Genomic DNA, 13684 nt, shown 5'->3' with positions numbered 1-13684 from the left:
TTGGGAACCTATGTAGGTTATCCGGAGGGAGTCGGCAAGATATTTGGCTAAACCCGCGCAAATATTGCCTTTGCGAGGATCCTGCGGGACATGTGGCAATCGACGCGCTGGTCCTGCGATACCAGCCCGCTGACAAACTGGCTGGCGCTTGCATCCCAGCTATATCGGGCGCCAAGGGCAATACAATCGACGGGATCCAGAGCCAGGGCATTCCGGATAGCCAGATTCAGGTCATCCTGCATGACGCCGCTTTCCGGCGTCAGGATATCAACCGGTCCGGTTACCGGAAAGGCCGCAACCGGCGTGCCGCTGGCCAGCGCCTCGATGATCACCAGACCGAAGGTGTCGGTCTTGCTGGGGAAGACAAAAACATCCGCGCCGGCATAATAGCCAGCCAGTTCCTGACCGGATTTTCTGCCGGCAAAATGCACCCCGGGATAGCGCTCCTGCAGTCCTTCCAGCGCCGGCCCATCGCCGACCACAACCTTTGTGCCCGGCTCACTGCTGTCGAGAAAAGCTTCGATATTCTTCTCGATTGCCACGCGTCCGACATAGAGCTGGATCGGCCGCGCGAGATGTTCATATTCCGGCGGCCGAGGCGCGTCGGGGTAAAAATTTGCGAGGTCGACGCCGCGGCTCCAATGATGGACATGGGACAGACTTTCGCGCTTCAGCTGGTCACGGACGCTCTGGGTCGAAACCATGATTGCTTCCGCCGCCCGGTGGAACCAGCGGATATAGGGCCAGAAAAGACGCGGTGACAACTTCGTGCGTCGCGCGATATACTCCGGGAACTGTGTATGATAAGCCGTTGTAAAAGGATGATTGTTGCGCCGGCACCAGCGCCGGGCCTGGATGCATAGCGGGCCTTCGGTGGCGAGATGGACAGCATCCGCGCCAAAATCCTCTATGCGCCTGCCAATGGTTCGGGCCCGGGCAAAGGCCAGCCGGATTTCCGGATAGCTGGGCGCGGCGACAGACCGGTACTGATCGGGCGAAATCACCAATATCTCATGCCCTCTGGCCCGCAACAATGTGACCACCATATCGAGGGTTCGAACGACGCCATTGACCTGCGGATGCCACGCATCGGTCACCAGCGCGATTTTCACGCCGCCTGGTCCATGCCATTGCCGTCGACCGACACCAGCCTGGCCGGTCGCTCCTCGCGCCCCTTGCGTGCGTTGACTTCATCGGCCCAATGCAGGATCTGCATCGTGCCGTCGTCGCATTCGACCAGCGCCGTGCATCCTTCGACCCAGTCGCCGTCATTATAATATTCGACGCCCTTGATCACACGGTGCTCGGCGGTATGAATATGGCCGCAGACAACGCCGTCGACGCCGCGACTTTCCGCAGCCTTGGCCACGGTTTCCTCATAACGCCCGATAAATTCAACTGCGTTCTTGACCCGGTGCTTGGCCATTTTGGAAAGCGACCAGTAAGGCAGGTCCAGCCAGTTGCGGACCTTGTTGACCAGCCAGTTGACCCGCATCAGCGACACATAGGCAGCGTCGCCGATAACAGCGAGCCAGCGATGCGCGAGCATCACCGTATCGAATTCGTCGCCGTGCAGGACCAGCAGGCGCCGCCCGTCAGCCGTCTCGTGGATCGCCGACCGCCGGATTTCGACACCGCCAAAATTCAGCCCGGTGAACTGGCGAAACATCTCGTCGTGATTGCCGGGAATATAGACGATGCGGGTCCCCCGCCGCGCCCGTTTCAATATCCGCCAGATGATATCATTGTGGCCGTCCGGCCAGAAAAACTTCTTCTTCAGCCGCCAGCCGTCGATGATATCCCCGACCAGATAGAGGGTGTCGCTGTCGACATGGTCGAGAAAATCGATCAACAGATCCGCGTTGCAGCCGCGGGTGCCGAGATGGATATCGGATATCCAGATCGTCCGGTAACGGGTCCGTTCGCTTGCCGACACGCTGGGTTTGCGTTTGAGCCGCGCCTCGTAGCGATCGACATCGAGCAGCGGAACATCAGCTTTGTTGAAGGGGGGAAAATATTTGGCCATAAAAACTCCCATGGAGACTATCCCATGGCCCCGCCCCTAGCAGTCGTTTATTACAGCAAAGTCCCGAATTTATGAAGCTTTGGTGACGGAAAAGTCAGGTTTCGAGATATAATCGCACCTGAGTCTGGAGATGCGGAACAGCCTGATCGCTCGCCAGAAAATCGGCGACCGGCATAGTGGTCCAGCCTTGCCCCTCGTCGCCGAATTTAATGTCGTCCAGTATCTCCCGCGACAGGCGGCAGACGAAGAAGAGGGCCTGATGACCCGAGCCGCGCCAGTTCGGATAGGATTGAACCGGCTCGAAGCGGGCGACCGCGATGCTTATGCCAAATTCTTCCCATGTCTCACGCGCGACGCATTCCGCACCGCTCTCGCCATTTTCGCGTCCGCCACCGGGCAGATCGAGCATATCGGGAAAGGGAATATCCGGCCGGTTGTCGCGGCGATAGACCAGGATATGATCATCGATGAACAGGGCGACCTTGGCGCCATGAAAGTCAGGCTCGCCGGTCATCCCCATATCATTCTGATTGCCGCTTCTATTCGACCATCAGGACGATCTTGCCGATATGGTCGCCCGCTTCCATATGGGCGTGCGCCCTGGCGGCATCGGCCAGCGGGAAACATTCGTCCATCACCGGTTTCAGCTTGCCCACCTCGACATCCGGCCAGACATAGCGATAGATTTCGTCCGCCATCAGCGCCTTGCGCTCGGCCGACTGTGGCCGCAGCGTCGAACCGGTCAGGGTCAGCCGTTTCATCATGACGTGCGCCATGTTTATGGTTGCCTGCAACCCGCCCTGCACCGCGATGGTCACATGACGGCCGTCTTCCTTCAGACATTGCAGATTGCGCGCGACATAATCGCCGGCCACCATGTCGAGCACGATTTCGACGCCCTGCCCGTCGGTGATTTTCTTGATTTCCTCGACAAAATCCTGGCTCTTGTAATTGATCGCATGATCGGCGCCGATCTGCTTGGCGGCGGTGCATTTCTGGTCGCTGCCACAGGTCACGATCATCTTGAGACCGAACAGCTTGCCAAGCTTGATCGCCATTGTGCCGATGCCACTGGTGCCGCCGTGGACCAGCACGGTTTCGTCTTCACGCGCGAAGCCGCGGTTGAACAGATTGCCCCATACGGTGAACAGGGTCTCCGGCAGCGCGGCTGCCTCTTCCATGGTCAGGCTGTCGGGCACCTCGAGACATTGTCCCACCGGGGCAACGCAATATTCGGCATAGCCGCCACCATTGGTCAGAGCGCAAATCCTGCGGCCGATCCATTCCGGCCCGACACCCTCGCCCATCGCAACAACGGTTCCGGACACTTCCAGTCCGGGCAGCGGCGAAGCACCGGGCGGTACCGGATAAAAGCCCATGCGTTGAACCACATCGGGCCGGTTTACGCCTGCGGCCGCGACCCGGATCAGCACCTCGTCCGGCTTGGGTTCAGGGACTTCAACGGTCACCGGTTTCAGGACTTCCGGTCCGCCATGCTCGCTGATTGCGATAGCGGTCATCTCTTTTTGCAACAGTTCAGATACAGGCATTGAATGTCCCCCAGGAAATTTGCGAGCTCCCTTAATCCCGGCCCTTATTGACAGCAAAGCACGAGCGGTCAACATTGCGATGCAGGAGGTTTGTCGATTCATGGATGATAACGAGGATTTACCCCGCAACGCCAACGACCCCGTGGCCTTATTGGTCAAACAGGATCTCGATCCGTTGTCGGTGGACGAACTGGACCAGCGGATTTCGCTTTTGAAATCGGAAATAAGCCGTTGCGAAGCCAAGAAAAGCTTCGCGGTAAGCCATCGCGCGAGCGCGGAAAATCTGTTCAAAAAGTGATAAAGGCTGGCTTTCGCTAAAGCATTTGTTAACCTTGTTTAATAATAGTCGGGTTCAGACGTTTCATTTTGGACCGTATAGGAGAAGAGGGACGAAAAACTGGCAGCTTTGGCCGGATGGATGCAGATCACAAGCCCGGTGCCCTTGATCTTTGGGGCGCGGCGCACGATCTAGAAAGCAAGTCATTGGTTAAAGCCCGGAACCGGATGAACCGCATCTGTTCCGGCAAGCGGGACGCTCAAGACGTCCCAAATTTGGAGTAATATTAATGCCATCATTCGCGGAATCGCTCGAGAAAACCCTGCATCAGGCGCTGAAAAATGCCGCCGATCGCAACCATGAATATGCGACTCTCGAGCATCTTCTTCTCGCACTGGTTGACGATGGCGATGCTTCCCAGGTCATGAACGCCTGCGGCGTCGATCTGGGTGAACTGGAAGACGCCGTCATTCTCTATCTCGACAGCGAACTGGATTCGCTGAAAGTGGAAAAAGCAATCGACCCATCCCCGACATCCGGATTTCAGCGGGTCGTGCAGCGGGCAATTCTCCATGTCCAGTCGTCCGGCAAGGATGAAGTCACCGGCGCCAATGTGCTGGTCGCGCTTTTTTCCGAGCGGGAAAGCTATGCCGTCTATTTTCTGCAGCAGCAGGATATGAGCCGCCTCGATGCGGTCAGCTTCATTAGCCACGGTGTCGGCAAGGGCGGCAACACGCCCGAGCCGGCCGAATTGTCCGGCATGGAGAACGAAGAGGACAAAAAGGACAAGAACAAGAAAGAGACAGCGCTCGACCAGTTTACGGTTAACCTGAACGCCAAGGCCGAAGAAGGCCGGATTGATCCGCTGATCGGGCGGCAGGCAGAGGTCGATCGCACGGTGCAGATCCTGTGCCGGCGTTCGAAGAACAACCCGCTGTATGTCGGCGAGCCCGGGGTTGGCAAAACCGCCATCGCCGAAGGACTGGCGCTGCGTATTGTCGAAGAAAATGTCCCCGACGTCCTGAAACCGGCGGTCATCTACTCGCTCGACATGGGCGCGCTGCTGGCCGGAACCCGCTATCGCGGCGATTTCGAGGAACGGCTGAAGCAGGTCGTGTCGGAACTGGAAAAAATGCCGGATGCGATTCTGTTCATCGACGAAATTCACACGGTGATCGGTGCCGGTGCCACCAGCGGCGGCGCGATGGATGCGTCCAACCTGCTGAAACCGGCACTGTCCGGCGGCGTCATCCGCTGCATCGGGTCGACCACCTACAAGGAATTCCGCAACCATTTCGAAAAGGACCGCGCCTTGCTGCGGCGTTTCCAGAAAATCGACATCAACGAACCGTCGGTCGAGGATACGATCAAGATTCTCGCCGGCCTGCGCGGTGCCTTTGAAGAGCATCACAAGGTTCGTTACGCACCGGACGCGCTGAAATCGGCGGTGGAACTGTCGACCCGCTATATCAACGACCGGAAGCTGCCGGACAAGGCGATCGACGTGATTGACGAGGTTGGCGCGATGCAGATGCTGTTGCCACCCTCGCGTCGCAAGAAGATGATCACCACCAAGGATATCGAGGCCGTGATCGCAACGATGGCGCGCATCCCGCCGAAATCCGTGTCGAAAGACGACAAGCAGACGCTCGAGAATCTCGAACGGAACCTCAAGCGGGTGGTCTTTGGTCAGGATGCTGCAATCAGCAAGCTGTCCAGCGCGATCAAATTGTCCCGTGCGGGGCTGCGCGAACCGGACAAGCCGATCGGCAACTATCTGTTCAGCGGCCCGACCGGCGTCGGCAAGACCGAAGTCGCCCGGCAATTGTCATCGATCATGGGCATTCCGCTCAAGCGTTTCGACATGTCGGAATATATGGAACGCCACAGCGTTTCCCGCCTGATCGGCGCGCCTCCGGGCTATGTCGGCTATGACCAAGGCGGGCTGCTGACCGATGCCATCGACCAGAATCCGCATTGCGTGCTGCTGCTCGACGAAATCGAGAAAGCGCATCCGGACTTGTTCAACATCCTGCTGCAGGTGATGGATAACGGCAAGCTGACCGATCACCACGGCAAGACCGTTGATTTCCGCAATGTCGTGCTGATCATGACCACCAATGCCGGCGCGTCCGACATGGCGAAGGAAGGCATCGGCTTCGGCAATATGTCCAAGGAAGATGCCGGCGACGAGGCGGTGAAGAAAATGTTCACCCCCGAATTCCGCAACCGTCTGGATGCGATCGTGCCCTTTGCCTATCTGCCGCCGGAAGTGGTGTCGCGGGTTGTCGAGAAATTCATTCTCGAACTCGAACTACAACTGGCCGACCAGAATGTGCATATCACGCTGGACGAGGATGCCCAGGCATGGCTCACCGAGCGTGGTTATGACAAGCTCTACGGTGCCCGTCCGATGGGCCGCCTGATCCAGGAAAAGATCAAGCAGCCGCTCGCCGAGGAACTGCTGTTCGGCAAGCTCAAGAACGGCGGCGAGGTCAAGGTGCATTTGAAGGACAATGAACTGACATTTGAAGTCACCGCCGCCGCACCCAAGGCGAAGAAGAAGAAAAAGCCGGCGAAGAAAACCGCCGACAGCAAGGCGAAGTAATTCGCCCCGAAAACGGCTGGCAAGCCCCTGAAAACGAAAACGGCGCGGTTGATCCCGCGCCGTTTTTATATGTCATAATGCCGCGCCAACCGCTCCGGTGGCAGGAAGGCCATTCCAATCAGTTCCGCATCACGGACCTAAGCGTCCATCCCGCAACGATGCCGATTACTGCTTCGCCGCCGCATCCTCGGAAAAATGGCCCCAGTACCAGCCGGCATATTTGTAGCGGAACCGGGCGGTCTTTTCGTCATTTTCGGCCGCGTCGATCTGCCCCAGTTTGCGATGTGCGCGCGACCGGAGATGATAAACATAGCCGCGGCGGTCGCTGACCTTGATCGATTTGTCCAGATCATCGATGGCCAGCTGATATTCCCCGCGCTGGTAATAGACCAGAGCGCGGATGAAATGATAATAGGAACTGCGTTCGGCCAGTTCGATCATATTGGTACAGTCGGCCAGCGCCAGATCGAGAGCGGTTTTCTCCATCGCCCGCAACAGGCAGCGGTCGGCGAGATAGCCCGCATTATCCGGTTCCTCGTCGACCAGATCATTGATGATCGCCATGGCCTCGTCGAATTTGCCTTCGGCCTGCAATATCTCGATATGGATCGAATCAAAGCTGGTTTCGGTGAGGCCGGCATCTTTTGCCCGTTCCAGCACCGCATGGGCCTCGTCATAATCTCCCAGACGCACATGCAACCTGATCAGATCAAGCAAGGCGTCAAAATAGGCCGGCTTGATCTCGATCGCACTGGAATAAGCGGCAATTGCGGCCGCCGGATCGGAGCCGAGCTTCAGGTCACCAAGCCATTTATAATTTTCGGCATCTGAGTTGATCGCCAGAGCGCTTTCCACATCGGCAATCGCATTATCATATTCCCCCAATATCTGATGAAAATAGGCGCGATTGATTAGGGCGTCGTCATCGTCCTCCCTGGCATTGGCGACATGCTGATCGAAAGCCGCGCGATGCCCCTCCACTTGTCCCGACCGCTTGAAATCTTCTACCTCGCGCCACGGTAATACCCGGTCCTCGGGGAGAATGATTTTCACTCCATCCCGGTTGAGGCGCGCCAGCTTTCGCCGTTCGGTCTCGAACGCTTCCGCCGGCAATTCCCAACGGCCGGTATGATATTCTTCCTCCGAAACAATCTGGTTGCCGTCCTTATATGCCGAGCGGCTGAACTGGAAACCGGCAATTTCCGAACTGCTTTCCGCCAGACCTTCGAGGGATGCTCCGTTATATCGCTCGGGCAGGATGTAGTTGGTCCGGTACTGAAAATATATCGGATAGCTCATATTGACCGGCAAGCCGCGCAATTCTTCTTCATCACGGGTTTTCTGGACCTTGAAATTGTCAGACACGCTCCACAGTTCATGCCGGTGCCTGCCGGTTTTGATATCCCAGTCAAGATAGGACAGCCCCTTGGCCGTCAGATATCCGGTTTCCTCTTCCTCATCAAAGGTGAAGCTGGTTTCGTAGACAAGCCCGTCGAGCACGTACCCCAGGGCGGTTTCCTCGCGCAGTTCTTTCACCTTCTCTTCCGAAAACTGCGCCATGGCATTTTTCAGTGCGGTGGCATCGCTGTCGCGAAGTGTGGCCTGGAGTTCGAAGGCGGCCGGAAGATCGGTACCCGCTGTCACGTCATAGGTAACGATGACCGTCTGGAAGGGCCGGCCCGGGCGGCGAATGGGAATTTCTTCCAGTTCGGCACCATTTCGGACGCTCGGCAAGCCGTAGCGATGGGTCGGAGAGTTGACCATGTCATCGATCCGCGTACCGCTGCCGGTGCCATCGAGCCAATAATCCGTACCGTCTATTTCCGCCTTCACAATGATATGATCGAAGGCCTGGAACGAAGGCAGTCTTTCCTTGACGATATCGCGCTGGCTGGCGCTGACCAGCATCGGCACAGCCTTGATATCGAGCCGGCGCAGAATTGCGAGCAGCAAATAGGTTTTCGCCTTGCAGTCACCATAGCGTAGCTTCCAGGTTTCCTCCGGCTGCTGCGGAGTGTAATTGCCAAATCCCATGCCGTTATAAAGGTAGCGGATCTTGTCCTGAACCAGCCGTAGCGCGAGCGCCGTCCGCTGCTTCTTGTCACGCGTCTGAGCGGCAATCGCCTGGATTTCCTGATCAAGGGCACCCCCCTTCACGATGCCGTCCTTGCGGGGATATAGGGCCGCATTGACGCGCGAGACATCTTTCCACGATGCAAAGCTGGCCACTTCAAAAAGATTGCGGTCCTTGAACCGCATTGGCGCATCTTTGGGGATTTCAACGTCCGGTGCCTTGGAGCGATAATCGACCTCCAGATTCGTCCAGCCCGCCTCGTTCGTGATCACCGGCACGATTTCGGCCTTGGAACCGCGCCATTTGACATCCATCTCGACCGGCCAGCGAATCCGCTGGCGAACGAAATCGACCTTGACATCCTCGCTAGCGAAGCCGCCAGCGGCCTGTACCCGCCCGGCAAGCGCATCATTGGCCGAGGTAACGGTGTAGCTCATCCGGACAATGTCATCCAGTTGCAGATCCTCGACCTGCGAAATGGCGGTGAGCATACCGTTGATCTGTTGCCGCTCCAGATTTTTTTCCCGGCGGATCACATCGAAAATATTGTCGACTTTCGTAAGGTCGATCACGTCGTCACCGCGGATAATCTGGTATCGGTGAACAGTCAGATCGCCCTGGTCCGGATGCCAGCTAGGGCTTAACAGCGACAGCATATTCGCCATGGTTTTGGTAGAATCGATACGCACGGCTACGTCGTGATAGGAAGAGACCTTGCCATGTTCCAGTTGCCGCTGGATATCCAGAATTACCAATATGGCTTCGCTCCCGGGATTATCGTCGAGAACACGATTAATATCCGCGGATTCCACCCATGATCCCGGCTGATCGAACCGGAGGTCGGCAGATGCAGTCGCGGAGGATGCCGACATCAAGTAAAAAGCGCCGACAAGCGCCAGATAAAATTGCTTCATTAGCTGTGTTTTGCCCCTATATTTTCCCCATCTTATTCGGATCACTAGTAATAACAAGTCGTTGTTGGCTAAATCGGGGCCATCCGGATATATTCGCCAACAGCGTCGCCGTTACCGGCAGCGCATAGCGGATGCGACAGCCCGGCATTCAACCGCTGCTGTCGATCCGCAGGGAGCGGGTCGCATTGCTGATCAGGAAATTGGCTTCGTCCGCCCGGATCGCGGCAATCACCTCGGGATCGGAAAGCCTGGCCAGAAACAGATCATAATCCTGCTGCCCCGCAAAATGGATTTCCGTGATCACATCAAATCCGGGATCGGCTTGCGTCGCATCTATCCGGCTTTGCGACCGGTCCAGATAATGGCGCTGATAATGGGCGAACATCGGCAGCAGCCGCTTGATCAACGGCACATGACGGGTCTCATAATAGTCCCGAAAATCCGCCTCCGACACCTCCGGCTTTTTCGATATCAGAAAGAAATGCTTGATCATTAAGGGTCTCCCGTTTGCTGCTGTCCTCTGTTAATCATCCATCCCAAAGGAGGGAGATTAATATGTCCACTATCAGCTTTTACACCAACCCGATGTCACGCGGCCAGATAGCGCGCTGGGCGCTGCACGAGGCGGGGGCAGATTATGAGCAGGTCTTGCTTGATTATGGCACAACGATGAAGGCGGATGACTATCTCGCCATCAATCCGATGGGCAAGGTTCCGGCGATAGCGCACAACGGCAAGGTGGTGACCGAAGGCCCCGCCATCTGTGCCTATCTTGCAGCGGCCTTCCCGGAAGCGGGCCTCGCTCCGGGCGTCGACGAGCAGGCGGACTATTTCCGCTGGCTGTTCTTTACCGCCGGCCCTGTCGAAGCAGCGATCACCAACCGCACGCTAGGTTTTGACGTGCCACCGGACAAGGAGAGGACCGCCGGTTACGGCAATTATGATCGCGTGGTCGACGTTCTGGACAACAAGTTTCAAAGCGATCCCTATGTCTGCGGCTCTCGCTTCACCATGGCGGATGTCTATGTCGGCGCGCAGGTTATCTGGGGAACGCAATTCGGCACTTTGCCCACCCGGGAAAGCTTCGTCGCCTATGCGGCGCGACTGACCGATCGTGACGCCTATAAGGCAGCAAAGGCTATTGATGACGGCCTGATTGCCGAGAACAGCTGACCAGCCGTTCAGGGCGACGAAAAAGGCCAGAGGGGCGTTCCCGTCTGGCCTTTTTTCTTGCCCGCTCAAGAATGAATCATTCACCGGAAACGGGTTGATCTTCTCCGAGAACGGGCTGTTCGAGAACCGGTTGCCCCTCTGCCGGCTGCTCAGCAACTGTCGTCGGATCGCCATATTGAACCTGCCACGCGTTGAGGTCGCGTTCATATTCCTCGTATGCGAGGTAGAAATCGGTGAACGGCTTTTCCAGTTCCGGCAAAGCCTCTGCCGCAAACAGGTTGAGATCCGCCGACTTGGTCACGATAGCGCGCTGGCTGATTTGCACGGCCTGGTCGCAGAAGGGCCGGCGCAGCGGCGAGAAGGACCAGTAATTATACAGCTGAGTCTGGTGACGGTCATGCTCGGTCTTGTAGCCGCTGCCTATATCCCGCTGGAACTTCCTGATGATCGCGTTATTCGCGTTGCGCAGCGAGGCGCTGTTATTCTTGATGAACGCATTATAGTCGTCCACCAGACGTTCGTAGAGCGGGCCGGTACAGCTCAGCGCCGCGACATTCAAAGCCGCGCGAACATGCCACAAAGTCTCCAGCGGTCCGAGATCGCGATTGATCGTTTCGCGCAGGCCGTCAGCGCGAAGCGCGGGTATAACCGAAAGATGGCTCGCGCCGAACGGCGGTGTCGGTGCGCGCGGCGTATATTGCGGCTGGACGACCGGAGCCGGAGCCGGGGGTGGCGGTGCCGGTGTTTGACAGGCCGCGAGCAGAGCCACTCCGCCAGCTACCAAAATAAGACGCAAATCCTTCAAACGCGGCATTGTGATTTTCTCCCAGAACAACTGCCAATTCCTTATGATTCACGGAAATGAATGTCCAGCATTTGCGCGCAAATCTCGACGAAGCGCCAAAAGAAAAAGCCCGACAGTTTCCTGCCGGGCTCTTTGCCTATCAATAAATTGCCTGTCGGTACGAGGCCTATTCCTGACTGCCCATGAAGGTAAGCAGGAACTGGAACATGTTGATGAAGTCCAGATAGAGGCTGAGTGCGCTCAGGACCACGGTCTTGCCGACCATGTCGGTGCCTGCGACATAAGCATACATGCTCTTGATCCGCTGCGTGTCGTAGGCGGTCAGACCTGCGAAGATCAGTACGCCGATCGCGCTGATCACCAGCTGCATCATGGTCGACTGCAGGAAGATATTGATCACCATCGCGACGAGCAGACCGACAACACCCATGATCAGGAAGCTGCCCCAGCCGGACAGGTCTTTCTTGGTGGTGTAGCCATAGAGGCTCAGGCCGAGGAAGGCCGCTGCCGTGGCAAAGAATGTCTGGGCGATTGAAGCGCCGGTATAGACCAGAAAGATGGTCGACATCGACAGCCCCATAAGCGTCGCAAACCCCCAGAACATCGCTTGCAGCGCGGTCGTGGAAAATTTGTTCTGCCCGAGCGTCATCGCAAAGACGATCGCCAGTGGTGAAAGGATAATCAGCCATTTCAGCAGTCCGCCGCCGAACATGATATCCTGCGCAAGGCCGGAGCTGGCGAACAGCATCGCGACGATGCCGGTCAGCAACACGCCGCTGGCCATATAATTATAGACTTTGAGCATGTAGCTGCGCAGGCCGGCATCAAACGCGACCTGCGTCTGTGGAGCGGTGCCCACAGGGGCCTGCCCGAAGGTTGTTCTTGGATCTTGCCAAGCCATAATTGCATACTCCTCAAATAAGCGAGCCGGAAAAACGGGCTCTGATTAGCTTCAATATCGGGTAACAGCGCATTTTTTTCAAGGGAAACCGCTGCGCCTGGATAAAATATTCCCGCCGGATTCGATAGATACCATCTATGGCCAGATGGTCAATCAAATGAAATCTTCGGCAAACGACAGGACCCTGCCGGATCAGCACCGGTCCGCTGTGGCCGGCAGTCTTTGCGGGGTTCCCCGCGGCCAGAACACAATTGCCTCAGCCGGCTTCCAGCCATCTGCGGATATTGCGCGCCGCCTCGGTCACTTCTGCCCAGGTCTGCTCGAAATCGCGGTCTCCACCATAATAGGGGTCTGCGACATCCTCGCCCGCCCGGCCCTCGACATGATCGAAGAGCAGCGACAGTTTCGCAACCGCCTTCACCGGTTGCAGCGCTTCCAGATCGCGCAGATTCTGGTTGTCCAGCGCGATGATATGATCGAAATCGCGGAAGTCCGATGTCTTGACCTGACGCGCGCGCAAATGGCCGATGTCCACGCCATTTTGCGCCGCCACCGCTTGCGCGCGCTCGTCCGGGGGCTGCCCGGCATGCCAGTCGCCGGTGCCGGCGGAATCGACGATGATATTCAGCGCGGAATTCATGCACTCCCGCCGCAGGGCCGCTTCGGCCAGCGGCGACCGGCAGATATTGCCAAGACAGACAAACAGGACAGACGCACTCATCAAACTACTCTACAAATTGCAAACAACGAAACGGGCGGGGTCAGCGTCCGCCGACAAATACGCCACAAGCCAGCCGGCCACCGCTTTCACCGGACGGATCCGTCTTCAGGTCATCCGGACCGGCGTGCACGACAAATGCCGCACCGTCGGCATCGAGCAGCGGATTCTCGCCGTCGCTCAGCGATGCACCGGAAATGGTCGCTTCCAGCGCGCCGCTGCCATCCGCACCAATATCCAGATTGAAGAAATCGCCCGCGTGCGCGCCTTGCGGATTGTCGAAGCCATGCTGTTTGTCGGAAGGATTCCAGTGACCACCGGCCGATTTGAAATCAGGCGCTTCGCATTTGCCGGTCTCGTGAATATGCACGCCATGAGGCCCCGGAGGCAGGCCCTTTGCCGTAATATTGACGAGCAGACCATTGTCACCTTGGGCGACAATCACCTCGCCATGAGGCGTCTCGTCCGCTGCCGCCAGCGCCGCGCGCGCGACATTGCCGCTGACTTCGCCCGGGGATACGCCATTCTGGCTGCACCCCGCAGCGGATAGCGACAACAGGACCATGGCTGACAAACCGACATTAAGCTGACCCACAAAGCTTCTCCTTGATTTCCATAGCATTGCTTGCATGATAGCA

General features: G+C 57.5%; 13 protein-coding genes. 3 read left to right on the top strand and 10 right to left on the bottom strand.

Annotated elements, in window-relative coordinates:
• Window positions 1-47: 47 nt before the first annotated feature.
• From ACHZCJ_RS01405 to ACHZCJ_RS01390, 4 genes are all read right to left on the bottom strand, one after another.
• Window positions 48-1112 (bottom strand): glycosyltransferase family 1 protein, encoded by a 1065-nt coding sequence (locus tag ACHZCJ_RS01405; RefSeq protein WP_321323253.1) that lies wholly within the window; start codon window positions 1110-1112, stop codon window positions 48-50.
• Complete coding sequence (locus ACHZCJ_RS01400) at window positions 1109-2026, bottom strand: UDP-2,3-diacylglucosamine diphosphatase (protein WP_321323251.1); 918 nt, start codon at window positions 2024-2026, stop codon at window positions 1109-1111. Before ACHZCJ_RS01400 ends, ACHZCJ_RS01405 begins: the two co-directional genes overlap by 4 nt.
• Before the next feature lie 94 nt (window positions 2027-2120).
• Complete coding sequence (locus tag ACHZCJ_RS01395; RefSeq protein ID WP_321323249.1) at window positions 2121-2540, bottom strand: NUDIX hydrolase; 420 nt, start codon at window positions 2538-2540, stop codon at window positions 2121-2123.
• Between the two features lie 25 nt (window positions 2541-2565).
• Window positions 2566-3546, bottom strand: a complete 981-nt coding sequence (locus ACHZCJ_RS01390) for an NAD(P)H-quinone oxidoreductase (RefSeq protein ID WP_321323247.1) — start codon at window positions 3544-3546, stop codon at window positions 2566-2568.
• A gap of 130 nt (window positions 3547-3676) precedes the next feature.
• On the opposite strand from ACHZCJ_RS01390, the gene ACHZCJ_RS01385 reads away from it, so the two are divergent.
• Window positions 3677-3874: a DUF1192 domain-containing protein gene (locus ACHZCJ_RS01385; protein WP_159643440.1), complete on the top strand. Its 198-nt coding sequence runs from the start codon at window positions 3677-3679 to the stop codon at window positions 3872-3874.
• A 268-nt stretch (window positions 3875-4142) separates the two neighbouring features.
• Window positions 4143-6461: an ATP-dependent Clp protease ATP-binding subunit ClpA gene (clpA, locus tag ACHZCJ_RS01380; protein ID WP_321323245.1), complete on the top strand. Its 2319-nt coding sequence runs from the start codon at window positions 4143-4145 to the stop codon at window positions 6459-6461.
• 165 nt (window positions 6462-6626) lie between these two features.
• Here clpA and ACHZCJ_RS01375 read toward each other — a convergent pair whose 3' ends face one another.
• Together ACHZCJ_RS01375 and ACHZCJ_RS01370 are read right to left on the bottom strand one after the other, a co-directional pair.
• Window positions 6627-9449, bottom strand: coding sequence for a DUF3857 domain-containing protein (locus ACHZCJ_RS01375; RefSeq protein WP_321323242.1), 2823 nt, complete (start codon window positions 9447-9449; stop codon window positions 6627-6629).
• Between the two features lie 148 nt (window positions 9450-9597).
• Window positions 9598-9942, bottom strand: a complete 345-nt coding sequence (locus ACHZCJ_RS01370; RefSeq protein ID WP_321323240.1) for an EthD domain-containing protein — start codon at window positions 9940-9942, stop codon at window positions 9598-9600.
• Between the two features lie 62 nt (window positions 9943-10004).
• On the opposite strand from ACHZCJ_RS01370, the gene ACHZCJ_RS01365 reads away from it, so the two are divergent.
• Window positions 10005-10622 carry a glutathione S-transferase family protein gene (locus ACHZCJ_RS01365; protein WP_321323238.1) on the top strand — a complete coding sequence of 206 codons (618 nt, stop codon included), beginning with the start codon at window positions 10005-10007 and terminating at the stop codon, window positions 10620-10622.
• A 76-nt stretch (window positions 10623-10698) separates the two neighbouring features.
• Here ACHZCJ_RS01365 and ACHZCJ_RS01360 read toward each other — a convergent pair whose 3' ends face one another.
• The 4 genes from ACHZCJ_RS01360 to ACHZCJ_RS01345 form a co-directional block, all read right to left on the bottom strand.
• A complete protein-coding gene (locus ACHZCJ_RS01360) occupies window positions 10699-11436 on the bottom strand; it encodes a hypothetical protein (protein WP_321323236.1) in 738 nt (245 codons plus the stop codon).
• Window positions 11437-11593: 157 nt separating this feature from the next.
• Window positions 11594-12328, bottom strand: a complete 735-nt coding sequence (locus ACHZCJ_RS01355; protein ID WP_321323234.1) for a Bax inhibitor-1/YccA family protein — start codon at window positions 12326-12328, stop codon at window positions 11594-11596.
• 256 nt (window positions 12329-12584) lie between these two features.
• Complete coding sequence (locus tag ACHZCJ_RS01350) at window positions 12585-13049, bottom strand: low molecular weight protein-tyrosine-phosphatase (protein WP_159643454.1); 465 nt, start codon at window positions 13047-13049, stop codon at window positions 12585-12587.
• A gap of 40 nt (window positions 13050-13089) precedes the next feature.
• Window positions 13090-13641: a superoxide dismutase family protein gene (locus ACHZCJ_RS01345; RefSeq protein WP_321323232.1), complete on the bottom strand. Its 552-nt coding sequence runs from the start codon at window positions 13639-13641 to the stop codon at window positions 13090-13092.
• Window positions 13642-13684: the final 43 nt, after the last annotated feature.

Origin of the sequence: uncultured Parasphingorhabdus sp. (assembly GCF_963677535.2) — a bacterium.
Taxonomy (GTDB): Bacteria; Pseudomonadota; Alphaproteobacteria; order Sphingomonadales; family Sphingomonadaceae; genus Parasphingorhabdus.
Note: the sequence above shows the minus strand (reverse complement) of the source record. Positions and strands in the feature narration are given on the sequence as shown.